A 20,624-nucleotide genomic window follows, 5' to 3' on the forward strand; every position below is an offset into this window, starting at 1 on the left:
TGATACAATAAAAATGGCACATTTAAAATTCAATCCACGTACATTCATTTTATTATTAATGATACTGGCAATAACAGGTTTCCGGTTACTGGTAACTTTCAATTCTGACGAACTAAAGTTTGCTAACTTTTCATCAATTGGGGCGGTTGCTCTATTTGGAGGTGCCTACTTCAAAGACAATCTAAAAGCATTCTCGTTTCCGCTTTTGAGCTTGTTTTTGAGCGATTTTATTTTGTCGACAACGATTTTTAGCAAGTATAGCAACGGTTTTCTTTATGAAGGCTGGTATTGGGTTTATTTGGCTTTCGCCTTAATGGTTTTGGTTGGCCGTTTGATGCTAAAGAACATTAATGTTGTTAATCTTTTAGCCTCTACACTGGTAATTGTGCTCATCCACTGGATTGTAACCGACTTTCCAATCTGGTTTAAAAACCCTGCTTATACGCAAGATTTAGCCGGCTTCTGGCTTGTACTGGCAAAAGCGATTCCATTTGAAATTCGTTTCCTTGAAGGAACATTAATTTACGGCGCACTACTTTTCGGTGCTTTCGAAATATTGAAATCAAGATATCCTGTGCTGAAATTGCAAACTCAAAAAGTTTAGTATCAGCTAACCATAATAATCCTCTTTTGATGTATTTCAAAAGGGGATTTTTTTTAACTTAACCTACGAGCTGATTTAAATGTCAGCTTGAAAACTTGTCTATTCCATAACACAGAAATCCTTACACTATGAAAGTTGTTTCCTTTTTACCTGCCGCCACGAAAATGATTTATGACATGGGCCTGCAGGATTATCTTCACGGCGTAACCTTCGAGTGCCCGAAAGAAGCTGCCAACATGCCTAAAATAGTAAGGTGTATTTTAGAAGGAAAAAACTACTCAAGCATAGAAATAGACAGGATTTTTTCGGCATCAAAAGCACAGGGAAAAAGTTTATATTGGGTAGATGACGAGCTTCTGGAAAGCATAGCACCCGATATCGTTTTCACCCAGGATATTTGTGAGGTTTGCAATATTGATACCGTTTGTACGGAAACTGCTGTGATGAAGTTAAGCAAGCAACCGACGCTTGTGCCTCTATCGCCAAATAACCTGAAAGATGTTTATGATTGCGCAATAACGATAGCAAAAGCGATTGGTAAGGAAGAAATTGCATTAGAATATCTCGCAAATCTTCAAAGTAAAACCGACACCATTTTAGATACGCTCCGAAAACATAAAGCACCTTTAAAAAGGGTTATGCTTATGGAATGGATTGAGCCAATTTACAATTGCGGCCACTGGATTCCTTTCCAGATTGCAGCCGCAGGAGGCGTCGATATGCTCTCTAACCCAGCTGGCGATTCTATTGTAACGCATTGGGATAAAATTTTGAAGTACAATCCTGAGGTAATCGTTATAGCGCCTTGTGGCTTCGATATAAATAGAAGTGTCGACGAAATGAGTCTGCTAACCTCCAAAGCGGGTTGGGAAAGCTTAGATGCGGTTAAAACGAATCAGGTTTACATTGCCGACTTCGACATGTTTACCCAACCTAGTATTGGTACTTTGGTTGATGGTATTGAAGCACTGGCTTGTATGTTTCATCCTGAAATTTTTGAAGGTGATGAACGTATTAAATCCAAATTTATCAACTACTCAGAAATCGGAATTTTCAAATAATGAAAAAAATTGTTGTACTAACGGGAGCGGGCATAAGTGCTGAGAGCGGCCTAAAAACCTTTCGTGATGCTGACGGACTTTGGGAAGGTTATAACATTCATGATGTTGCTACGCCTGAAGCCTGGGAAAGAAACCCGGAATTGGTACAGCAGTTTTATAACGAACGCCGTGAACAGGTATTATCGGCAAAACCAAATCGCGGACATGAAATTCTTGCCGAATTTGAAAATCATTTCGATGTTGAGATTATAACTCAAAATATTGATGATTTGCACGAAAGGGCAGGTTCGACACGGGTTACCCATTTGCATGGCATCATAACTAAATCACAGTCTGATAAAAACCCAAATTTAACCTACCCGATAAAGGGAACTGAAATCAAGATGGGTGAATGCTGCGAGTTGGGTTCTCAACTACGGCCACACGTTGTATGGTTTGGTGAATCGGTTCCAATGATTGAATTAGCTGCCGAAATCTGTAAAAAGGCCGACATTTTTGTTTTGATAGGCACATCGCTGGCCGTTTATCCTGCGGCTGGCTTGTTGGATTTTGTTCCTGCAGCAGTTCCGAAATATGTAATTGATCCAGTTATCCCGAATATTCGACGCTATCAAAACATAATTCCTATTGAAAAGGGTGCGGTAAATGGAATTACTGAACTGCTACACGTTTTGGTTAATGGTTAAAAAAAAGCTTTGCATCTTTAATTGGAGTGGCGGAAAAGACAGCACACTGGCGCTACATTATGCCTTGCAAGATCCTTCAATAAGTATAAAGTATCTTGTTACTACGGTAACAGAAAAATATAATCGTGTTTCAATGCATGGGGTAAGAGAATCGCTTCTTATCGAACAGGCGAATAGTATCGGTATTCCGCTATATCAAATCAGGCTTCCGGAAATGCCAGATATGGATACTTACGACCGAATAATGCACCATCACCTTTCAATTTTTAAGCAGGAAGGCATCAGTCATTCAATTTTCGGGGATATTTTTCTCGAAGATTTAAGAGCCTATCGGGAAGCAAAACTCAAGGATGTTGGTTTGGAGGCAATCTTCCCACTTTGGCAACAAGACACAAAACAACTTATCCAACAATTTCTAAACCTGAACTATAAAACCATCATTGTTTGTGCCCAATACAATTTAAAATCTTTTTGTGGAAAAGTAATTGATAACGATTTGATAGCCAGTTTGCCTTCGGTAATTGATCCTTGTGGTGAAAATGGCGAGTTTCACACTTTTGCATTTGAAGGACCCGTTTTTAGGAACAAAATCGCCTTCGAGACTGGCGAGATGGTGTTTAGAAGCTACAAAAAGCCTTCTATTAATGATGATCTACCAAGCGAAATAACTGAGGATGATGAACAAATTGGCTTTTGGTTTACTGATTTAAAATAAGATTTTTTAAATATTTAAAACATTTTGGCATTATTTTTTCTTAAGTATCAGTAATTAACTAAATCATTCACAAATGAATTTTCATAGTGAGGTTAGGTAGCTAGGAAAAATTAATAAAATTAAAAGTTATGAAAAAGATATTCGTAGTGTTGGCACTCAGTTCAGTAATGTTTGCTTGTAACAATAAAGCAAAAGAAGAAGCGGCACTTAAACAACAACAAGCAGATAAAGAATTAGCAGTTAAGGCTGTTAAGGATAGTCTGAGATTAGACAGTTTTAAGAAAGCAGAAATTGTTAAAAAAGAACAAGCTGCAGAAACGCAACGCCAAGCAGAATTAGCTGCTGCACGTAGAGCAGGAGCGAAATCATCTAGATCATATGCAAGCTCTGGTGGCGGAACAACTAGTTCTTACGGCGGTACACAACCAACTGCAAAGAAAAAAGGTTGGAGTGATGCTGCAAAAGGTACAGTAATTGGTGCTGCTGCAGGTGCAGTTGGTGGTGCATTAATCGATAAGAAAAAAGGCCGTGGTGCAATTATCGGTGGTTTGGCCGGAGCTGGTGGTGGTTATTTAATCGGTAGAGGCGAGGACAGAAAATCCGGACGAGTACAACCAAAAAACTAAAGAGTACTCTTTAAATATTTGAGGCGGTTATCAATGATGACCGCCTTTTTTTTTGTCAAAATTCGTACTATCTTTAAAATAAAATCCCAAATATGGAATATGATAATGTAGAAGTTGGGCAGGTACAGCATTTCGTAATGTTCTGGCTAAAACCCCAATTAACTAAAACTGAAATTGCAGCGTTTGCTAATTTTTTCGAAGCATTAAAACCGATTAAATACATCAAGACTCTCAACTATGGCTTGGCAGCTGCTACGCCAGTTAGGCCTGTTACCGATAATTCTTTTACTTACGCCCTCACGATAACATTCGCAAACCTTGCAGATCATAATGCATATCAGGAAGACAAGACGCACCTAGATGCGGTAGAAAAATTTTCTAACAATTGGTATCGGGTGGTGGTTCATGATATTGTTATATCTTCAATGATATAACGTTAACTTGTAAAGCCTTTTACTAATTAATAAAAATAGCCTTGGTCAATAATTCGCCGGGGCTTTTTTTATATGTCAACTTTAGCTAGAATGTCACTTATTTGGCAAAAAATCAAACAAAATAATATTCTAATTGAAATAATACTAAATTGACTATCAATAAGTTAAAATAATTTAAGTATTTAAAAACTTAATATAGCTCAACGTTTCGATGTCAAAAATGATCTGATATGCAAAATAAAATTCTGTCTGAACAGATTAATACCTTTAAATCAAATAGTTATAGTTTCTAACTTTAGTATTGATGCCTTTTGTAAGCCAGGTTGAAGTCGCTGCGCATGGTTTTAAAACGTTCAACCACAGTCGCGATAAACTCCTCGTCGAGGATTTCGAATACATCGTTAACACCTCCTCCGCTAAGGTCTAATTCGGCAAGTTTATAACTTTGCTCAAATACACCCTGCTCAAATTTTACGATGTATTTTTGGTTCATAGAAAAAATAGATATTTTACATTCAGGATGTGGAAGTTCTGCTATTACTCTCATGTGTTTATGGTGTTTGTGTATGCGCTTAAATTGCTTGCCCGTTTAAAGTACCATGGCTTTCGATTATTTCAAACCTGGCAAATAACTCCTCAGAATACCATTTACGTTGCCTTGTAAGCTTAATTACGTCAGAATGGTCGACTGATTTGTAGGCATAATTCTTCATACTTTCTATATTCTCCCAGATTGAGAATGTTGCCTGATCCAGAAACGGATTTTCACCAACGCCGGCTGACAAGATATAGCCTTCTGATTTTCTCATCTCTATTGCCGCTCTTTTGATGTTGCTACGAAACTCTTTCAATTTTTTAAACCGGATAGCAGCACGGGTAATAACCGCAACCCTGGGGTCAACATTTTTTTTATCTTTAACTGTAAATGGTTGCTTACCAGCCCATAATCCGTGTGATGATAAAGGGTTAAGTAAGATTGTGAATTCTTCAAATCCGAAAAAGCGAAACCATTTTAATACGTATGACTTTAGGTAAAACAGGTCGCAATCAGCTTTATTATCCCACGTTGTGAGTATCGCCCAATGCTTAAAATCCGGCCCTAAATCAACCTGGGCATTTTTTCCGCTCCCCATAAGTTTCCAAAAGCGACAGTTCCTGTTAAGCATAAGCGGTAAACGTAAAATTGCCATTCCAATAAACGCAAATGGAATAGTTCTATTTCTAAACTTTGTTATGGTTAAAGCTACAATCATGCTTCATTGGGTTAATTCAGTCAAAACTAATGAAATTAGTGTTAGTTTCACTTCAAAATTTGTCGTTATTGGTCACAATTCTGGCTTAATCATTCAGATTTGCGTCATTAATTATCGCAGGCTTTAAAATCAGTTTCTGATGTTTAACTTTGTGGCATGGCAGAAGATTTAATTATAAACCAATCAGTGAGTAAGGAAGCACAGTACCAATCGTTGCTTCCACAAATTGAAGGACTATTGTATGGTGAGTCGGATTTTGTTGCAAACATGGCTAATGTTGCGGCAGCATTGAAAGAACAGTTTCGGTGGTTTTGGGTTGGTTTTTATCTTGTTAAAGGTGATGAGCTTGTTTTAGGTCCGTTCCAGGGACCAGTCGCATGTACAAGAATTAAAAAAGGTAAAGGTGTTTGTGGCACATCCTGGGCGCAAAGAACAACCCTGATTGTTCCCGATGTAGATGCTTTCCCGGGCCACATTGCGTGTGCTTCAGCATCAAGGTCTGAGATTGTATTGCCGATAATAAACGATAACGAGGTTATAGGCGTTTTAGATGTGGACAGCGAATTTTTGAATCATTTTGATGATACAGATAAGCTTTACTTAGAGCGAGTTATGTCAATCTTGTTAAACCAAAATAGCAAGTAAAATTGAAATTATCTCCTGCATATTATTCAAATAATGATGTTGTTTTTTTAGCAAAAGACTTACTGGGGAAGGTTCTTTTTACAAAAATTGATGGAGCGGTATCTGCTGGAATCATTGTAGAAACCGAAGCTTACTTTGGAATTCAAGACAAAGCTTCACATGCGTACGGCGGGCGAAGAACTAACCGTACAGAGACGATGTACGCACAAGGCGGTGTTGCATATGTTTATCTCTGTTATGGCATGCATAACCTTTTCAATGTCGTAACCTCCTCAAGAGATGATCCACATGCGGTGCTGATACGGGCTATAGAACCACTAATTAATATTGCCTTGATTGAAGAACGGCGAAATATGCCGGTATCGAAACCAGCAATTTCGTCTGGCCCAGGCTCTGCTGCGAAAGCACTTGGTATCGATCGCTCGTTTAATGCGAAAGACTTATCAGGTGACGAAATATGGATTGAAGACCATAACATTTCTTATCCTGCAGAAAACATTACGGCAGCGCCGAGAATTGGCATAGCCTATGCAAAAGAACACGCTTTACTGCCCTGGAGATTTTACGTTAAGGGTAATAAATTTGTAAGCAAGCCAAATAAGCTTTAACCTCAGCAAACATTTCGGGCGCATTCCTGTTTTTCATTCAAATACTTAAAAAAATGAAAAACGAAAAAAACATAGCGATATTAAAAGAGATGGCTGAAAGCGTACGTACCTGTATGTTTACGACCTTTTCTTCAAGTGATGAACTTGGAAGCCGGCCAATGGGTACTGCAAAAATAGAAGACGATGGAAGCATTTGGTTTTTCACAAATGAATACTCGCTTAAATCGAAAGAAATTTCCAAAGAAAACAATGTATTGCTTGCCTACAGCGACCCTTCTAAAAATACATATTTAACGGTTAAAGGAAAGGCAGAACTTGTTGATGATAAGGTAAGGAAAGAATCTTATTTCTCGCCATTTGTTAAGGCATGGTTTCCTGACGGGGTGGAAGACCCAAGATTGATTCTGATAAAGGTAACGCCAGATGAAGCTGAATATTGGGATTCTTCATCATCAAAATTTGTGGTGCTGTTTAGCATTTTGAAGGCTGTTGTTACGGGTGACACACCAGATATGGGAAAACATGATACCATGAAATTCTAGAATATTAAACTTCTTTTAAAAGCAGGTTTGGAAACAATACCTGCTTTTTTTGTAATATTGAATAATGAATTTCGAAAACAATTTAAGTTTTGCAAAAGCACTGGATGAGGCAGACGAGTTGAAAGGCTTTAGGGGCCGATTTCTTTTTCCAAAGCATGCAGATAAAGAATTTATCTACTTATGTGGCAACTCTTTAGGGTTACAACCTAAAGTTGCAAAGGAGGTTATAAACAGGCAGCTAGATAATTGGGCGAATTATGCAGTAGAAGGTTGGTTTGATGGCGCTGAACCCTGGATGTTTTACCACAAAGAATTGAAAGAGCTTATGGCGCCAATTGTTGGTGCCAATCCAATGGAGGTTTGTCCGATGAATACCCTGACAGTTAATCTTCATTTGCTGTTAGTGAGTTTTTACAAACCCAGCGGAAAACGCTTCAAAATAATTATGGAAGGTGGCGCATTCCCATCCGACCAATATGCCATTGAGAGTCAGGTAAAATTCCATGGACTTGATCCAAATGAAGCGATAATTGAAGTGTACCCGCGTGAAGGTAGTGATGTGTTGGCAACCGAGGATATTATTGCTGAAATTGAAAAACAAGGTGATGAAATAGCGTTAGTCCTTTTTGGAGGAATTAATTACTATACCGGGCAATGGTATAATATGGAGGCCATTACAAACGCAGGGCACCAGGTTGGAGCGATTGTTGGCTGGGATTTAGCACATGCAGCTGGCAACGTACCGTTAAAACTTCACGATTGGGGTGTAGACTTCGCCTGTTGGTGTTCGTATAAATATCAAAATTCTGGTCCTGGTGGTATAAGTGGCATTTTTGTGCACGAGAAGCATTTTAATAACACATCGTTGAATCGTTTCGCTGGATGGTGGGGATATAAAGAAGACAAACGTTTTTTGATGGAGAAAGGATTTATACCGGAAAGCGGTGCTGACGGTTGGCAGATTAGTTGTTCGCAGGTTATCCCTATGGCTTTATATCATGCTTCACTTGGCATTTTTCGGGAGGCAGGGTTTATCGAACCTTTAAGAGCTAAGAGTATTAGTTTAACTGCTTACCTGGAGTTTATTGTTAATGAGGTAAATAAGGAAATTGGGATAGCACAATACAAGATCATAACGCCTGGCAATCCATCAGATCGTGGAGCTCAATTATCAATCATTGCGAAGGAAAAAGGAAAGCTGATATTCGATGGTTTAGTGGAAAATCATGTGCTCGGAGATTGGCGTGAGCCGAACGTTATTAGATTGAGTCCTGTTCCGTTATACAACTCTTTCGAGGATATTTATCAAGTGGGGAGAATTTTAATGCAGTTAACCAAAAAAATTATTACGAATACGAATGATTAATTATAACCCGAAAGACTGGTTCACTTTCATATTTCATATTCATAAAGCAGATACCTTTAGGAAGTTATGGCCATTGATGTTAAGCGTTGCTATATTCTCGGCATTCATATCTTTTTTAGAATTACACGTCTTCAAGCTCTCTAAAAGCGATTATGTTAGCAATATTGGCATGATGCACAGTTTGCTTGGTTTCGTGATTTCAATGCTATTAGTTTTTCGTACCAATACCTCTTACGACAGGTGGTGGGATGGCCGAAAATTATTAGGTGCGCTGACAAATGTGAGCAGAAATTTTGCCATGAAAATTAAGGCGCTAAACCTGCCCGATAACGATACACGTTTTTTTGAATATGGTATTCCGAAATATGCGTTTGCACTTAAGGAACATCTACGCGAGAAAAAATATTTCGGCAAGAACAGTTTTTTGATAGAAGTTGAGGGTACAAAACACATTCCGAATCAAATCGCGAGCAGTATGATTTCCCGGCTTTACGAATTGACATCGCAAAACCTGATATCGCAGGAGCAACTAATCGTGTTAACCAATGATGTAAATCAGTTTACAGATATCTGCGGTGGATGCGAGCGCATAAAAAATACGCCAATACCGTTCTCTTACAGTGTATTTATAAAAAAGTTTATCTTCATTTATGTGCTGACGATACCAATAGGTTGGGTGTTCAGTTTGGGCTATTATTTGGTCCTTATCGTTCCCTTTATCCTTTATGTGCTGGCGAGTTTGGAGTTAATAGCTGAAGAAATAGAAGATCCTTTCGGGGAGGATGCTAACGACCTCCCGGTTGACGTAATTTGCAATAATATTGAAAAGCACGTTGAAGAGATTTTGAGTAAATGATAAAGATTGCCTGGCATCCAATATACGCCCATCCGCTTCCTGAAGGGCATCGTTTTCCAATGCTGAAATATGAGCTAATTCCTGAGCAACTGCTTCATGAAGGTGTAATTGAGCCTGAGAATTTATTTGAACCAGAACCAATAGCTGAAGACATTATTCTGCTTACGCATGATAAAATGTATTGGCAGCAACTAAAAACGTTAACTTTGCCGCCAAAAGAACAACGTCGGATTGGTTTTCCGCTGAACGCAGAGTTAGTTGAACGTGAACTAAGAATAACGCAGGGAACAATTGATGGCGCTAAGTTTGCGATGAGGGAAGGCGTGGCTTTTAATGTTGCGGGCGGAACACACCATGCAGGAAGCAATTGGGGCGAGGGATTCTGTTTATTAAATGACCAGGCGATAACCGCTAATTACCTGTTGAATAATGATTTAAGCAAACGGATATTAATCGTTGATTTAGATGTTCACCAGGGAAACGGTACTGCAGAAATATTTAATAAGGAATCAAGGGTTTACACTTTCTCCATGCATGGGGATAAAAATTTCCCCTTTCGGAAGGAAAAATCAAATTTGGATGTCCCTTTGCCAGACAATATTGAAGATGAAGCCTATTTGGATGCGTTGACAGTTAACCTAAAGAAGGCTTTTGCAGAGGCAAACCCTGATTTTGTTTTTTACTTATCAGGTGTAGATGTTCTTTCCACAGATAAGCTAGGGAAGTTGTCGCTTACAAAAGCGGGATGTAAGGAGCGAGATAGGATTGTTTTGGAAGCCTGCAAAACAAAAAATCTTCCCGTTCAGGTAAGTATGGGTGGCGGGTATTCTGCTGATATAAAGGACATCGTAGATGCGCATTGCAACACTTATCGGCTTGCCTTTAATATGTTTACTTAATGCTATGGGATTGCATCTTAATTGCTGAACTAGCCAATTTCTCGTTTTAAACAATAAAATTTTTTCACCTTAAATAGCTTGGCGCTTGTTCACGGCTATATTTTCACCATTAATTATCGCTGTTGTTCGAAATGAAATCAGTCTTTCAAAATAAAAATATCCTTATCTTCGCCGCATGCTGGAGGTAATTTATCAGGACGAACATGTAATTGCGATTAATAAGGCACATGGTTTGCTGGTGCATCAGTCATCAATTGCCAGAGATGCGAAAGAATTTGCACTACAGCTACTACGCGATCAGGTAGGCAAACATGTGAGTCCTGTGCACCGGCTAGATAGAAAGACGAGCGGTATCTTACTTTTTGCTTTCGATAAAGAGTCAGAAGTTGCTTTGCATCAACAATTTATGAATGCAGAAACAGATAAAAAGTATCTGACTATCTTACGGGGTTTTACACCAGATAATATGGAAATTGACTATCCATTAGCCAAAGAAAATGGGAGCATGCAAGATGCTTTTACAGCCTTTAAAACGCTGCAGAGAGCAGAGGTAGACATAGCATTCGGGAAGCATTCAACTTCAAGATACTCTTTAGTAGAAGCAACCCCTAAAACCGGCCGAATGCACCAGTTGAGGAGACATTTTAGCCACATTTTACACCCGATTATTGGCGACAGAACACATGGTTGCAACAAACAAAACAAGTTTTTTTTAGAGCAGTGGAACATGACAACAATGCTCTTGCATGCATCGGCATTATCTTTTACCCACCCAAAAACATCAGAACGTATCCACTTGCAGGCAGATTTGCATGATGAGTTTAAAAGGGTGATGGGTTTTATGAAAATGAGCCTGTAGCACAATTTTTTTTTCGAAAATCTGTTTATTAATCATCTATGAATAAATACTTACGTTTAGCTTTCCCAGTCTTAGCGCTTTTTGCCAGCAGTTGTTCTTCAGTTTATATGCCCAATGTGCCTAACACGCCCATGCTTAGTCAGCAAGGCGAATTTAGTGGTGGAGGTCACATTTCGCTTAAGGGAAATGCAAGTATTAACGGCGCCTATGCAGTTTCTAATCATATTGGTGTTTTGTTTAGCGGTTCTACGATGAACAGCGAAAGGCGAAGTAAAGATTTCGGACACAAGCTAATAGAAATAGGCGGCGGTTATTTTGATACTTTCGGGCCAGACAATAACCGCATTATCGAAATTTATGGCGGCGTTGGAAAGGGGTGGAGTGATATCACATTTCGTGATTATAAGGACGATGGATTGGTGAAAAGTGAGGTTCAGGAAGTTGATTACAGAAAGTCTTTTCTGCAAGTGAACTACAGCTCGAAACGTAAAAATAATTTCAGGCTATTTGGTAAAGATTTTCCGATAAATTATGGTACTGCACTGAGAATAAGCCATGTAAAAATGGACAGATTTTTCTTGAATGGTGTTGTTCAACCAAAAGAGGATAATATTTTCTTCGAGCCGATATTTTTTACCAGGATGGGTTTAAATAAAAACATACAACTCCAATATACAACTAGTAGCAATATTGGTTTAAAAAACCGCGATTATATGTCTGCCGGCAACTCAATTTTTACCATTGGTGTTGTGGTAAATGTTGGTGGAAAGTAACCCATTCTGCCTTTGCGACACCGATTGCCTTCTATCGTCAGGAAATAAACCCATGATCTAAGCCTTTAAGTTCAGCGATTTAGTTTTGTTCTGAAACCTGAAGAAAAGTAGGATAGAAGCCGTTAGTAAGCCAAAAGTAAGGCCATACCAGATTCCATTTACACCCAGGTTGAAATGGAAACCCAAAACGTAGCCAACCGGAATTCCAACAACCCAGTACGCTAAAAAGGTGATGAAGGTCGGCATATTAACATCCCCAATTCCACGCAGTACGCCCAGGCCAACTACCTGTGTTCCATCAAATAATTGAAAAAAACCGGCAATAATGAGCAGTTGCGCTGCTATTTGTACAACTTTCAAATCTTCGGTGTAAATAAAAGGCATAACATTGTGTGCAAGTACAAAAATGATCGCCGTACAACTCATAAACAAGAGAATTACATGATAACTGGCAATGGCTGATTTTCTTAAATCGCTAAAATTGTTTTTGCCAAAATTATTACCCGTTTTTATGGTCGCCGCCGAAGCAATTCCACTGGCAATCATATAGGTCATTGCTGCCAGACTAATCGCAATTTGATGTGCGGCCTGTTCTACCGAGCCAATGGTTCCGATAAGGACAGCTGCACCACTAAAGGCGCTAATTTCGAAAGAATATTGCATGGCTACGGGCGCACCAATTTTAATAATTTTTAGAGATCGTACTTTGTCAATCATGGTTATTTTGAACTCCACCAGGTACTTTTTAAAATTTTCAGATTTCAAAACGTAAATTGCCATAACTGTAGCCATCAGAACCCTATCAATCAGCGTACTTAAGCCAACACCACTTACGCCCATCGATTGTATTCCAAACATTCCTTTTACGAAAACAATGCCCAGAACGATGTTAACAATGTTCCCCCAAATTGAAACGAACATGGCTTGCTTGGTAAAACCTAATCCTTCTGCAAACTGCTTAAATGTTTGAAAAATCAGCAGCGGAATAATCGACACAGAAAGTAGGCCCAGATAAGGTTTTGCGTAATAAACCACCGCTGGGGTTTGATGGAGATTATCAATGAGTAACAGTACACCAAAATGTACCAGGATGTAAAGGAAAATACCGATTAAAACATTTATGATTAAGCTGTTTGATAGCAATTTGCCACATTCTTCGTAGTTCTGCCGACCATTTTCCTGAGCAATCAGCGGCGTTAATCCATAGGAGATGCCCAGGCCAATTACCATGATGAGTATGAAAATACTGTTTACCAGAGATACTGCAGCAAGTTGTGTAGTGTCTGTAAAATGCCCAACGATAACACTATCTGCCATGTGTACAAGTGTGTGGCCAACCTGCGAGCCAACAATTGGCAATGCTAGATGAAGATTTTCTTTATAATATGGTTTGTATTTGGCGTAGATTTTCGAAAACATAAGTGGGGGCAAAGGTCTGATTTTTAACGCTCAAAATGGCGCCTTTAAAGAATTTGTTTGAACATTATCAAGAGAACCCGACAGCTCAGTTGTTTAAGGTATTTAAACCTTGGATATCAGGGGAAATGCGGCAAGCTTACTTTACCGCCGTAAAATATTCTTCTTTTTCGGAAGTATGGGTTTTGACTACGTTGGTTAGAATTAAATTAACCAGAATTTTTTGCGCCTTTCTGAAGGAACACCTAAGCAACTTACTCAATTGCTTTAAAGTAATGCGTTCATTTTCCTCCAGATATCTAAGTAATTTTTGCTCATTTTCAGAGTAAGAAATAAGTACACCGCCATCTTTATTATCATTTTTCAAAACCTCCACAATGATTCTGCTTGCTAAAACACTTTTATCATTGATACGAATATAGGCCCACCATTTCTTCTGGTCATCCAACGCATAATGTGGTTTAGTATCGCTTTCAGGAATATTTACCACCAAAACCAGCTTGTCATCAACATAAATTTCTTCGAAGTTAGGTTCAATAGCAGGCTTACAAAATTGATGTGCTGAGGTTAAAATCATATATTTTTCCTCATCCTCAGATTTAACGCCTTTAATTGTACCATCGTCGGCAACACCAATTAGCAATTTGCCGCCTCTGTTATTGGCAAAAGCGACCAAACTTTTTGCTATCTTCTCGGTGCTGGTAATGGTTTTCTTGAAATCGAGGTTTACGCCCTCGCCCTGCAAAATTAAGTTTTTAATACTCGGCATAACGGCATCTTAATAGGCAACCCTAGGCATTTCGCCCTGGTGCAGGTTTCGGATATATACTTCATTCATCACAGTAGCACAGAGTTCGCCTTCTTTATTTGTTATCTCCATTGGATAGGCTTTAACAAACTTTCCGACCGTTTTTAATGCTTCCTCCGCTTCGGCAATCATAACTTCGGTTACACGAATGGTAAAATATAGATTACCGCGACCCGGTTTCAGGTACTGAATAGAAGCACTTTTTAGCCAGACACGAACCTTAAATCCTCGTCTTTGCATAAGTTGATCGAATAACAAAGCGTAAAAAGGGTCGGTTGCCGCATAAATAGTACCACCGAAAATAGAGCCGTTGTAATTTTTGTTTAAAAAGCTTTTGCTAAGTTTTACTGAACAACGTGTGAAATCACCTTCAAACTTTTGAACCCAAATGCGCTGAAAAAACAATGGTGGATATAGGCGCATCACCCATTTAAGCGTGTTTTGAGAAATAATCATATTTACTAATATCAGAAAGATTTATCAGCTTTTAAAGTTTTGCCGCGGATGTTTCCGTAATATTTTAGTAAATTCGAACTATGCATGTTTACGATACAGTTACGGCTGCTTTAGCCGATTTAGATAGCCGGGGATATAATTTAGATTTCAATCTGACGGCCGAAGCCCTTGAGTGTAAAGAAATTGATTTACTGTTAATGCCTGAAGAATTTGAAATTGATGAGGTGTACCGATTTGAGGGGATGACTGACCCTGCAGATAGTTCTGTAGTATATGCAATTTCATCTAATGTTGGCAATTTAAAAGGCGTATTGGTTGATGGTTATGGCGTTTACGCAGAGAATGTTTCGCCACAACTTCTCGATAAGTTGAAAATTCATCATGAGTAGGTTTATATAAATACCTGTTATACTGATGTTTGCAAATTATTTTGGGGTAATTTGTTTAAAAAATTAAAACCAAATGATTGAAAGGTTGTTAAGACTACAGATAACATTAAAAAAACTATGAAAAAAATAATCTTAAGTCTTGCTTTCGCTGGCACATTAATGGTTGCCACTTCAGCATGCAATTCGTCTAAAAACATGGCTGGTTCATCAGACAGCACAACGATGGATTCGACAACAACAACGACTACAACGCCGATGGATACTACAAAAACCACAACTCCACCGGATACTTCAAAAACGACAACACCGCCGGACACAGCGAAAAAAATGCCTCCAATGTAGGAGAATAAAAGCCACTCTAAATATAGGGTGGCTTTATTTTTATAATCTGTTTTAAATATTTGCGCTAATTTGTACTTTCAGCAAATAAACCAAGTATTTAAAATGGACTTACAAGCTAAAGTCAACAACCGCAATATAATCTTTCTGGTCATAGTAGCCGCCCTGGGCTATTTTGTAGATATCTATGACCTCGTCCTATTCTCCGTTGTCCGTGTCCAAAGCCTCACCGAAATAGGGGTTTCCCCTGAAAACATGCGTAGTGATGGTTTTCTAATTATTAACTCGCAAATGTTTGGCCTTTTATTGGGTGGTATCCTCTGGGGAATTCTGGGCGATAAACTTGGACGAATAAAAGTACTCTTCGGCTCCATTTTATTATATTCTCTGGCCAATATTGCCAATGGATTTGTAACCTCCGTTAACAGTTATGCAATAATCAGATTTATTGCCGGCATTGGCCTTGCGGGAGAGTTGGGCGCAGGAATCACCCTTGTTGCTGAAACCATGGACAAAGAGAAGCGTGGTTATGGTACTATGATTGTTGGTGCTATAGGTCTTTTAGGCGCTGCAGTAGCCGCAACCGTTGCATCCAAATACACCTGGCAAACTTCTTATTTTGTTGGTGGCGGTATGGGTTTGATTTTGCTTTTACTTAGGGTCGGCACTTTCGAATCCGGCATGTTTAAGCACGCTGCCAAAACCGACATATCAAAAGGAAACATTTTAATGCTTTTTAACAATAAAAAACGGTTTTTAAAATATTTGTATTGTATTTTAATTGGCATTCCGCTATGGTTCGTTGTTGGAATTCTTGTAACGTTAGCCCCCGAATTCGGAAAAGCGTTGGGTGCAACTGAACCATTGAAAGCTGGAACAGGCATCATGTTTACCTATTTTGGTATTGCCATTGGTGATGTGGTTACCGGCTTACTCGCACAGGTGCTCAAATCCCGAAGAAAAACTGTGTTCATATTTCACCTTTTATCGGTTGTAAGTGTAGTTATTTACCTCACGAGTTTCGGCCTGAACAGTAGTTCGTTTATTTGGATTTGTTTGTTTATGGGCTTTTCAGTAGGCTACTGGGCAACCTTTGTAACAATTGCCTCCGAGCAATTCGGCACCAACATCCGGGCGACGGTTACAACAACAGCACCCAATTTTGTTCGTGGTGCACTTATCCCAATAACATTTGTGTTTGAATTTTTTACACAGAAATATGGGCTGATTGCTGCAGGATATATTGTAATGGGAATTTTAACTATCATAGCCGTTTTTGGCCTCAGTCAGTTAAAAGAAAGTTTTAATAAGGATTTAGATTACCTGGAAGAATAAAAACCGCAAAGCATCGGGGATATTGTTAATGTCAAAAAAATGTACTTTATAATTTTAAATCCCGATAGCTGTTTTAATACCGTTAAATTTGCTCCAGATATTGAATTTGATGATGTTTAAAGAAGAGGTAGCAGAGCGATATAAGCAAATACAGGATGAAATTTGCAAGGGTTTGGAACGTGCCGACGGCAGCGGAAAGTTTGAGGAAGAGCTTTGGGAGCGAAATGGTGGGGGAGGCGGACGAACCCGGATTATGCAAAATGGCAATTTAATAGAAAAAGGAGGCGTTAATTTTTCTGCCGTTCATGGGATATTGCCAGAAGCAGTTAAAAAAGCTTTCAACGTAAGCGAGGATGAGTTTTTTGCAACGGGCGTTTCGATAGTAATTCACCCAAATCATCCGCTGGTACCAATTATTCACATGAATATTCGGTATTTCGAATTAAATGAAGAAACACGCTGGTTTGGTGGCGGAATTGATTTAACTCCGCACTATGTTTTTGAAAATGATGCCCGTTTCTTTCATCACAAATTAAAACAAGCTTGCGATGAATTTGATGCCGGTTTTTATCCAAAATTTAAGGAAAATGCCGACAACTATTTTTTTATTAAACACCGGGAAGAAACCCGTGGGATCGGTGGAATATTTTACGACCGGTTAAAGCCAGAAAATACAAACCTAAGCTGGGAAGAGATTTTGGATTTCTCAGCCAATATCGGGGAAACATTTTTGCCAATCTATACCGAATTAATTGATAGAAATCGCGATAAAGCGTTTACCCAGGAACAGAAAAACTGGCAATTTCACCGCCGGAGCAGGTATGTAGAATTTAATCTGGTGTACGATTCGGGCACAAAATTCGGCTTAGAAACCAATGGCAGAATTGAATCTATCCTGATGAGTTTACCACCGCAAGCGAACTGGGGCTATAATGTTCAGCCCGAAATCGGTTCTGCCGAGCATAACACTCAACAATTGCTTAAAAAAGGAATCAATTGGGTCTAATATCTTAACGGGTCATCGCATGGATAGTTCCGTCTGAAAAAGAAACTTCCAGTGCTTTCATTTATTCTCGCGTCTGCTGCAATACTACAAAGCGTAAATGTCACATCTTCGGCTGTTAAAGGCATGTGGATTGCGCCAACAGACCATAAAAATCGCGGACAACTAACTTCGTCCAGACCAAGATTCAGGTTGATGTTGAAGCAAATTATTGGCAACGTAAGCGAGATTAGTTTTTTTGAATCCTCCAAAAAAACGGAATGTAAATAATTTGTGCTTGGGCCAATTACAAAAATAATTCCCTGAATATTGTGCTTAGAGATCTCTTTCAAAATATCCATTGATTGATTTCCCTTTATATTAAACGGAAATAAAAAGAAATTACAAGTCGACCATTCTTTTAGCGATTGCGTTTCTGTAGCCTGGTTTTCCGGGTCAAATAATACTAACCAGCTATGTATTGTATTGGATGAATTCAGAGGTTTAATCTATCAATATCACGCGATTGAAATAAACAATGGTTTTGTCTTATAATTAATATTATGTTAAGTTGGTCTTCAAACTCCTCAGATTTTGAATGGTCCTATCAGCCTATTATTACTAAAGTTCACGCAACCTGCGCTGCAAATCCTGCACCTTATCCTGCGCTTTTTTACGTGTGTAAATTTCAATGAGCAACTGAACAGTTTGTTTATCATTTGGATTGATTTCGTTGGCACGCAACAGGGCAAACTGAGCACGGTTAATCAAGGAATTGTATTGAGAACTCTTATCGGCCTCTGGCTTTTTCAAGGCATCATTTGCCGTGTTCACGTATGCTAAGCCCATCTGATATAAGGCATCAAAATAATTTTGATCGGTTGTTAAGGCTTTATTATATGCTAAAATTGCCGTAGAATTATTTCCACCGAGTTGTTGCAGATAACCATAAAGAAAGAACAGCAACTTATTTCCTTTTTCAACTTTCAGGTTATTTTCGATTAAGCCCTGTGCTTTATCGAAGTTTTCTGTATCTAACAAGAGATTTATGTAATCATTTGTAAGCGTGTGGTTGTATGCGTTTAAAGCTAAACCGTCTTCTAGCACTTTTATAGCGCTTTCATTATCACCTTTTGCACTATATAACTGCGCCATTTTTTGGAAAACAGCTGGATTCCTGATACTATCGTCTTTCGCTCTTTTAAAATACTTCAATGATTCGTCGTATTGTTGTACATTTTGGGCGCAGATTGCCGTATTAAGTGCAAGTGTAGAATCATTAGGAAACTTATCACTTACTTCCCGCAAGTCTTCAAGGGCTTCTTTAAAGTCGTTATCGAAATATGATAGATTGCCCCGCTCCTGCTTCTTAATCAATATGTTATGCTCCGAAGCCTTAATTAAACCAGATGGATCTTCATATTTATCCAAGCTATTGGCTTTTTTTATGGCCACAACAGCAGTATCGAAATATTTGAAAGAAGCGGCTTTTTCCGTTTCAATTATTGAAGCATATGATGTTAAATACGTTTTGATTGCCCAGGTTTCGGGCCAGTTTTTAGTTTTGTTGTCCTTTTCGGCCAGCTCAATCGCTTTTAAACCTTCGGTTATTATCCCTAATTGCTTCTTTGAATCCTCTTTACTGGCAAACGAGGCCTGCAATTTGCCCACAGCGTTACGTGCTATTAACATTTGGCTTTTTTGAGCAAATGAATTAAGAGAAAGTGTAAGCAGGATAGCTAATAAGATTTTAGACACGTTTTGCATATGTAATTATGGTGATGAGTGGTAAAAATAAACATAAAAAAAAAAGCCCCGAAATTTCAGGGCTCTTTTTTTGGAATTGAATTAAATTATTGTTTAGGAAGTGCGTCTAAACGTTTTTTAATCTCATCGTAGTTTTTTGTATCGTTTTTGAAAGCGTAAATCGTTTTCAATGTTTCTAATGCACCGGCATTTTTGGCATCAATATCTAACGCTTTTTTGTAATAAGGTACAGATTTATCAAGCAAACCATTCATTTTAGTGGTTACTTCCGTAAATTCTTTCACTTTCTTCGCGTCAATTTTATTGCGATCGTTTTGAAGCTTTAAAGCCTGCGAGAAGTAAATGTTGCCAAGCAAAACTTGATAGGTTGCATTGTTTGGTTCTTTGGTAGCTAACGTATTTAACATTTGCTCAGACTTCGCAGCATCACCTTTGTCTATATAGATTTGGGTTTCTGTTTTAATGAAACTTGGTTCTTCAGGAAACTTTGCTGCTGCCTCTTTAATTAAAGCCAAACCTGCAGTGGTATCTTTCTGTTGTTTCAGAGTGATGTCGATAATTTCTGCATACAAATCTTTAGATTGAGGAGAGTTTAAAGAAATCACTTTTTTAAATTGTTGAATCGTACCAGGATAGTCACCAAGTGTTCTAGCGGCTATACCGGCATTCAAATACATAGAAGTATCTGCCGGATTAATTGTTGTAGCCTGTACAAATTTGTTGTAAGCGGTTTTAAAATCCTTTTTGTTATATGCCATAACACCTGCATTTCTTACTGCATTTGCAACATTAGTTTCCGCTAAAGCAATGTTCTCTTTTTCGGCACCTTTGGTGTCTAAAGTTTTAGCTTGCGCGATAGCATCTGTAGCAATTTTCAAATTTGCATCAGCATTCTGCACATTTGCAGTATCTACCATCGCAATTGCCGACGATAACAATGCTCGGTATGACCAGGCTTCAGGCATAATCTTCGATTTTTCATCAGCGATAGCTTTATCTGTGTGCGCTAATGCGCCAGATAACGTTTCTAATTTTTTAGCCATCGGCACAGAAGCATTTTGTCCTGTAATCTGAAAGATTCCCCAGGCTTTTTTAGCCTCGGCAACTTCACCTTTCTGAGCAAATGCAAAGCTTGTTACACCTGCTAAAATTATACTTAGAATTACTCTTTTCATAAAATTATTATTGTATTCTTATTTAGTGGA

26 protein-coding genes are annotated in these 20,624 nt (G+C 38.6%); 18 read left to right on the top strand and 8 right to left on the bottom strand.

Annotation, left to right across the window (positions count from 1 at the left end):
* Positions 1-13: 13 nt before the first annotated feature.
* The 6 genes from AC0IWT_RS03855 (at position 14) to AC0IWT_RS03880 (ending at position 4,126) form a co-directional block, all read left to right on the top strand.
* Entirely contained in the window at positions 14-604 is a 591-nt protein-coding gene (locus AC0IWT_RS03855) for a DUF6580 family putative transport protein (protein ID WP_471796062.1), read from the top strand.
* A 128-nt stretch (positions 605-732) separates the two neighbouring features.
* The gene (locus AC0IWT_RS03860; RefSeq protein WP_471796063.1) at positions 733-1,665 is read left to right on the top strand and encodes an ABC transporter substrate-binding protein; all 933 of its coding nucleotides are present in this window, start codon (positions 733-735) and stop codon (positions 1,663-1,665) included.
* A complete protein-coding gene (locus tag AC0IWT_RS03865; protein WP_471796064.1) occupies positions 1,665-2,351 on the top strand; it encodes an SIR2 family NAD-dependent protein deacylase in 687 nt (228 codons plus the stop codon). The genes AC0IWT_RS03860 and AC0IWT_RS03865 overlap by 1 nt, the downstream gene beginning before the upstream one ends.
* Positions 2,311-3,066 (top strand): Dph6-related ATP pyrophosphatase, encoded by a 756-nt coding sequence (locus tag AC0IWT_RS03870; protein ID WP_471796065.1) that lies wholly within the window; start codon positions 2,311-2,313, stop codon positions 3,064-3,066. Before AC0IWT_RS03865 ends, AC0IWT_RS03870 begins: the two co-directional genes overlap by 41 nt.
* Positions 3,067-3,194: 128 nt before the next feature.
* Positions 3,195-3,692, top strand: coding sequence for a YMGG-like glycine zipper-containing protein (locus tag AC0IWT_RS03875; protein ID WP_056872800.1), 498 nt, complete (start codon positions 3,195-3,197; stop codon positions 3,690-3,692).
* Positions 3,693-3,784: 92 nt separating this feature from the next.
* The gene (locus tag AC0IWT_RS03880; protein ID WP_471796066.1) at positions 3,785-4,126 is read left to right on the top strand and encodes a Dabb family protein; all 342 of its coding nucleotides are present in this window, start codon (positions 3,785-3,787) and stop codon (positions 4,124-4,126) included.
* Between the two features lie 295 nt (positions 4,127-4,421).
* Here AC0IWT_RS03880 and AC0IWT_RS03885 read toward each other — a convergent pair whose 3' ends face one another.
* Both AC0IWT_RS03885 and AC0IWT_RS03890 read right to left on the bottom strand, forming a co-directional pair.
* Complete coding sequence (locus AC0IWT_RS03885) at positions 4,422-4,673, bottom strand: hypothetical protein (protein ID WP_056872798.1); 252 nt, start codon at positions 4,671-4,673, stop codon at positions 4,422-4,424.
* Between the two features lie 25 nt (positions 4,674-4,698).
* A complete protein-coding gene (locus AC0IWT_RS03890; RefSeq protein WP_471796067.1) occupies positions 4,699-5,379 on the bottom strand; it encodes a DUF3291 domain-containing protein in 681 nt (226 codons plus the stop codon).
* Between the two features lie 156 nt (positions 5,380-5,535).
* On the opposite strand from AC0IWT_RS03890, the gene AC0IWT_RS03895 reads away from it, so the two are divergent.
* The 8 genes from AC0IWT_RS03895 (at position 5,536) to AC0IWT_RS03930 (ending at position 11,927) form a co-directional block, all read left to right on the top strand.
* Complete coding sequence (locus AC0IWT_RS03895) at positions 5,536-6,024, top strand: GAF domain-containing protein (RefSeq protein WP_471796068.1); 489 nt, start codon at positions 5,536-5,538, stop codon at positions 6,022-6,024.
* Between the two features lie 2 nt (positions 6,025-6,026).
* Entirely contained in the window at positions 6,027-6,632 is a 606-nt protein-coding gene (locus tag AC0IWT_RS03900; protein ID WP_471796069.1) for a DNA-3-methyladenine glycosylase, read from the top strand.
* Positions 6,633-6,685: 53 nt separating this feature from the next.
* Positions 6,686-7,174: a pyridoxamine 5'-phosphate oxidase family protein gene (locus tag AC0IWT_RS03905; protein WP_471796070.1), complete on the top strand. Its 489-nt coding sequence runs from the start codon at positions 6,686-6,688 to the stop codon at positions 7,172-7,174.
* 64 nt (positions 7,175-7,238) lie between these two features.
* Entirely contained in the window at positions 7,239-8,540 is a 1,302-nt protein-coding gene (gene kynU / locus AC0IWT_RS03910; RefSeq protein WP_471796071.1) for a kynureninase, read from the top strand.
* Positions 8,533-9,396, top strand: coding sequence for a bestrophin family protein (locus AC0IWT_RS03915; RefSeq protein ID WP_471796072.1), 864 nt, complete (start codon positions 8,533-8,535; stop codon positions 9,394-9,396). The genes kynU and AC0IWT_RS03915 overlap by 8 nt, the downstream gene beginning before the upstream one ends.
* The gene (locus AC0IWT_RS03920) at positions 9,393-10,295 is read left to right on the top strand and encodes a histone deacetylase family protein (protein WP_471796073.1); all 903 of its coding nucleotides are present in this window, start codon (positions 9,393-9,395) and stop codon (positions 10,293-10,295) included. Before AC0IWT_RS03915 ends, AC0IWT_RS03920 begins: the two co-directional genes overlap by 4 nt.
* 175 nt (positions 10,296-10,470) lie before the next feature.
* Positions 10,471-11,154 (top strand): pseudouridine synthase, encoded by a 684-nt coding sequence (locus tag AC0IWT_RS03925; protein ID WP_471796074.1) that lies wholly within the window; start codon positions 10,471-10,473, stop codon positions 11,152-11,154.
* Positions 11,155-11,192: 38 nt separating this feature from the next.
* Entirely contained in the window at positions 11,193-11,927 is a 735-nt protein-coding gene (locus AC0IWT_RS03930; RefSeq protein ID WP_471796075.1) for a hypothetical protein, read from the top strand.
* Positions 11,928-11,984: 57 nt separating this feature from the next.
* On the opposite strand, the gene AC0IWT_RS03935 is transcribed toward AC0IWT_RS03930, so the two are convergent.
* The 3 genes from AC0IWT_RS03935 to AC0IWT_RS03945 all read right to left on the bottom strand — a co-directional run bounded on the left by AC0IWT_RS03935 (position 11,985) and on the right by AC0IWT_RS03945 (position 14,607).
* The gene (locus AC0IWT_RS03935; RefSeq protein WP_471796076.1) at positions 11,985-13,346 is read right to left on the bottom strand and encodes an MATE family efflux transporter; all 1,362 of its coding nucleotides are present in this window, start codon (positions 13,344-13,346) and stop codon (positions 11,985-11,987) included.
* Between the two features lie 136 nt (positions 13,347-13,482).
* Positions 13,483-14,112 (bottom strand): AlbA family DNA-binding domain-containing protein, encoded by a 630-nt coding sequence (locus AC0IWT_RS03940; protein ID WP_471796077.1) that lies wholly within the window; start codon positions 14,110-14,112, stop codon positions 13,483-13,485.
* 9 nt (positions 14,113-14,121) lie between these two features.
* Positions 14,122-14,607: a DUF4442 domain-containing protein gene (locus tag AC0IWT_RS03945; RefSeq protein ID WP_471796078.1), complete on the bottom strand. Its 486-nt coding sequence runs from the start codon at positions 14,605-14,607 to the stop codon at positions 14,122-14,124.
* Between the two features lie 80 nt (positions 14,608-14,687).
* Here AC0IWT_RS03945 and AC0IWT_RS03950 point away from each other — a divergent pair, with 80 nt between their 5' ends.
* The 4 genes from AC0IWT_RS03950 to hemF all read left to right on the top strand — a co-directional run bounded on the left by AC0IWT_RS03950 (position 14,688) and on the right by hemF (position 17,676).
* Positions 14,688-14,996 carry a hypothetical protein gene (locus tag AC0IWT_RS03950; protein WP_056872785.1) on the top strand — a complete coding sequence of 103 codons (309 nt, stop codon included), beginning with the start codon at positions 14,688-14,690 and terminating at the stop codon, positions 14,994-14,996.
* A 117-nt stretch (positions 14,997-15,113) separates the two neighbouring features.
* Positions 15,114-15,338, top strand: coding sequence for a coproporphyrinogen III oxidase (locus AC0IWT_RS03955; RefSeq protein ID WP_471796079.1), 225 nt, complete (start codon positions 15,114-15,116; stop codon positions 15,336-15,338).
* A 102-nt stretch (positions 15,339-15,440) separates the two neighbouring features.
* Entirely contained in the window at positions 15,441-16,670 is a 1,230-nt protein-coding gene (locus AC0IWT_RS03960; protein WP_471796080.1) for an MFS transporter, read from the top strand.
* Between the two features lie 109 nt (positions 16,671-16,779).
* Positions 16,780-17,676, top strand: coding sequence for an oxygen-dependent coproporphyrinogen oxidase (gene hemF, locus AC0IWT_RS03965; protein WP_471796081.1), 897 nt, complete (start codon positions 16,780-16,782; stop codon positions 17,674-17,676).
* On the opposite strand, the gene AC0IWT_RS03970 is transcribed toward hemF, so the two are convergent.
* The 3 genes from AC0IWT_RS03970 to AC0IWT_RS03980 form a co-directional block, all read right to left on the bottom strand.
* Positions 17,673-18,005 (bottom strand): hypothetical protein, encoded by a 333-nt coding sequence (locus tag AC0IWT_RS03970; RefSeq protein WP_471796082.1) that lies wholly within the window; start codon positions 18,003-18,005, stop codon positions 17,673-17,675. The two genes, hemF and AC0IWT_RS03970, sit on opposite strands and share 4 nt — an antisense overlap.
* A gap of 268 nt (positions 18,006-18,273) precedes the next feature.
* The gene (locus tag AC0IWT_RS03975) at positions 18,274-19,344 is read right to left on the bottom strand and encodes a tetratricopeptide repeat protein (protein ID WP_471796083.1); all 1,071 of its coding nucleotides are present in this window, start codon (positions 19,342-19,344) and stop codon (positions 18,274-18,276) included.
* Positions 19,345-19,505: 161 nt separating this feature from the next.
* A complete protein-coding gene (locus tag AC0IWT_RS03980; RefSeq protein ID WP_471796084.1) occupies positions 19,506-20,594 on the bottom strand; it encodes a tetratricopeptide repeat protein in 1,089 nt (362 codons plus the stop codon).
* Between the last annotated feature and the right edge of the window lie 30 nt (positions 20,595-20,624).

This window comes from Pedobacter sp. AC464 (genome assembly GCF_979253075.1).

Coding starts and splice junctions, on each gene's coding strand:
- AC0IWT_RS03855 (WP_471796062.1), top strand. CDS start 14: ATGGCACATTTAAAATTCAATCCACGTACATTCATTTTATTATTAATG.
- AC0IWT_RS03860 (WP_471796063.1), top strand. CDS start 733: ATGAAAGTTGTTTCCTTTTTACCTGCCGCCACGAAAATGATTTATGAC.
- AC0IWT_RS03865 (WP_471796064.1), top strand. CDS start 1,665: ATGAAAAAAATTGTTGTACTAACGGGAGCGGGCATAAGTGCTGAGAGC.
- AC0IWT_RS03870 (WP_471796065.1), top strand. CDS start 2,311: ATGGAATTACTGAACTGCTACACGTTTTGGTTAATGGTTAAAAAAAAG.
- AC0IWT_RS03875 (WP_056872800.1), top strand. CDS start 3,195: ATGAAAAAGATATTCGTAGTGTTGGCACTCAGTTCAGTAATGTTTGCT.
- AC0IWT_RS03880 (WP_471796066.1), top strand. CDS start 3,785: ATGGAATATGATAATGTAGAAGTTGGGCAGGTACAGCATTTCGTAATG.
- AC0IWT_RS03885 (WP_056872798.1), bottom strand. CDS start 4,673: ATGAGAGTAATAGCAGAACTTCCACATCCTGAATGTAAAATATCTATT.
- AC0IWT_RS03890 (WP_471796067.1), bottom strand. CDS start 5,379: ATGATTGTAGCTTTAACCATAACAAAGTTTAGAAATAGAACTATTCCA.
- AC0IWT_RS03895 (WP_471796068.1), top strand. CDS start 5,536: ATGGCAGAAGATTTAATTATAAACCAATCAGTGAGTAAGGAAGCACAG.
- AC0IWT_RS03905 (WP_471796070.1), top strand. CDS start 6,686: ATGAAAAACGAAAAAAACATAGCGATATTAAAAGAGATGGCTGAAAGC.
- kynU (WP_471796071.1), top strand. CDS start 7,239: ATGAATTTCGAAAACAATTTAAGTTTTGCAAAAGCACTGGATGAGGCA.
- AC0IWT_RS03915 (WP_471796072.1), top strand. CDS start 8,533: ATGATTAATTATAACCCGAAAGACTGGTTCACTTTCATATTTCATATT.
- AC0IWT_RS03920 (WP_471796073.1), top strand. CDS start 9,393: ATGATAAAGATTGCCTGGCATCCAATATACGCCCATCCGCTTCCTGAA.
- AC0IWT_RS03925 (WP_471796074.1), top strand. CDS start 10,471: ATGCTGGAGGTAATTTATCAGGACGAACATGTAATTGCGATTAATAAG.
- AC0IWT_RS03930 (WP_471796075.1), top strand. CDS start 11,193: ATGAATAAATACTTACGTTTAGCTTTCCCAGTCTTAGCGCTTTTTGCC.
- AC0IWT_RS03935 (WP_471796076.1), bottom strand. CDS start 13,346: ATGTTTTCGAAAATCTACGCCAAATACAAACCATATTATAAAGAAAAT.
- AC0IWT_RS03940 (WP_471796077.1), bottom strand. CDS start 14,112: ATGCCGAGTATTAAAAACTTAATTTTGCAGGGCGAGGGCGTAAACCTC.
- AC0IWT_RS03945 (WP_471796078.1), bottom strand. CDS start 14,607: ATGATTATTTCTCAAAACACGCTTAAATGGGTGATGCGCCTATATCCA.
- AC0IWT_RS03950 (WP_056872785.1), top strand. CDS start 14,688: ATGCATGTTTACGATACAGTTACGGCTGCTTTAGCCGATTTAGATAGC.
- AC0IWT_RS03955 (WP_471796079.1), top strand. CDS start 15,114: ATGAAAAAAATAATCTTAAGTCTTGCTTTCGCTGGCACATTAATGGTT.
- AC0IWT_RS03960 (WP_471796080.1), top strand. CDS start 15,441: ATGGACTTACAAGCTAAAGTCAACAACCGCAATATAATCTTTCTGGTC.
- hemF (WP_471796081.1), top strand. CDS start 16,780: ATGATGTTTAAAGAAGAGGTAGCAGAGCGATATAAGCAAATACAGGAT.
- AC0IWT_RS03975 (WP_471796083.1), bottom strand. CDS start 19,344: ATGTTAATAGCACGTAACGCTGTGGGCAAATTGCAGGCCTCGTTTGCC.
- AC0IWT_RS03980 (WP_471796084.1), bottom strand. CDS start 20,594: ATGAAAAGAGTAATTCTAAGTATAATTTTAGCAGGTGTAACAAGCTTT.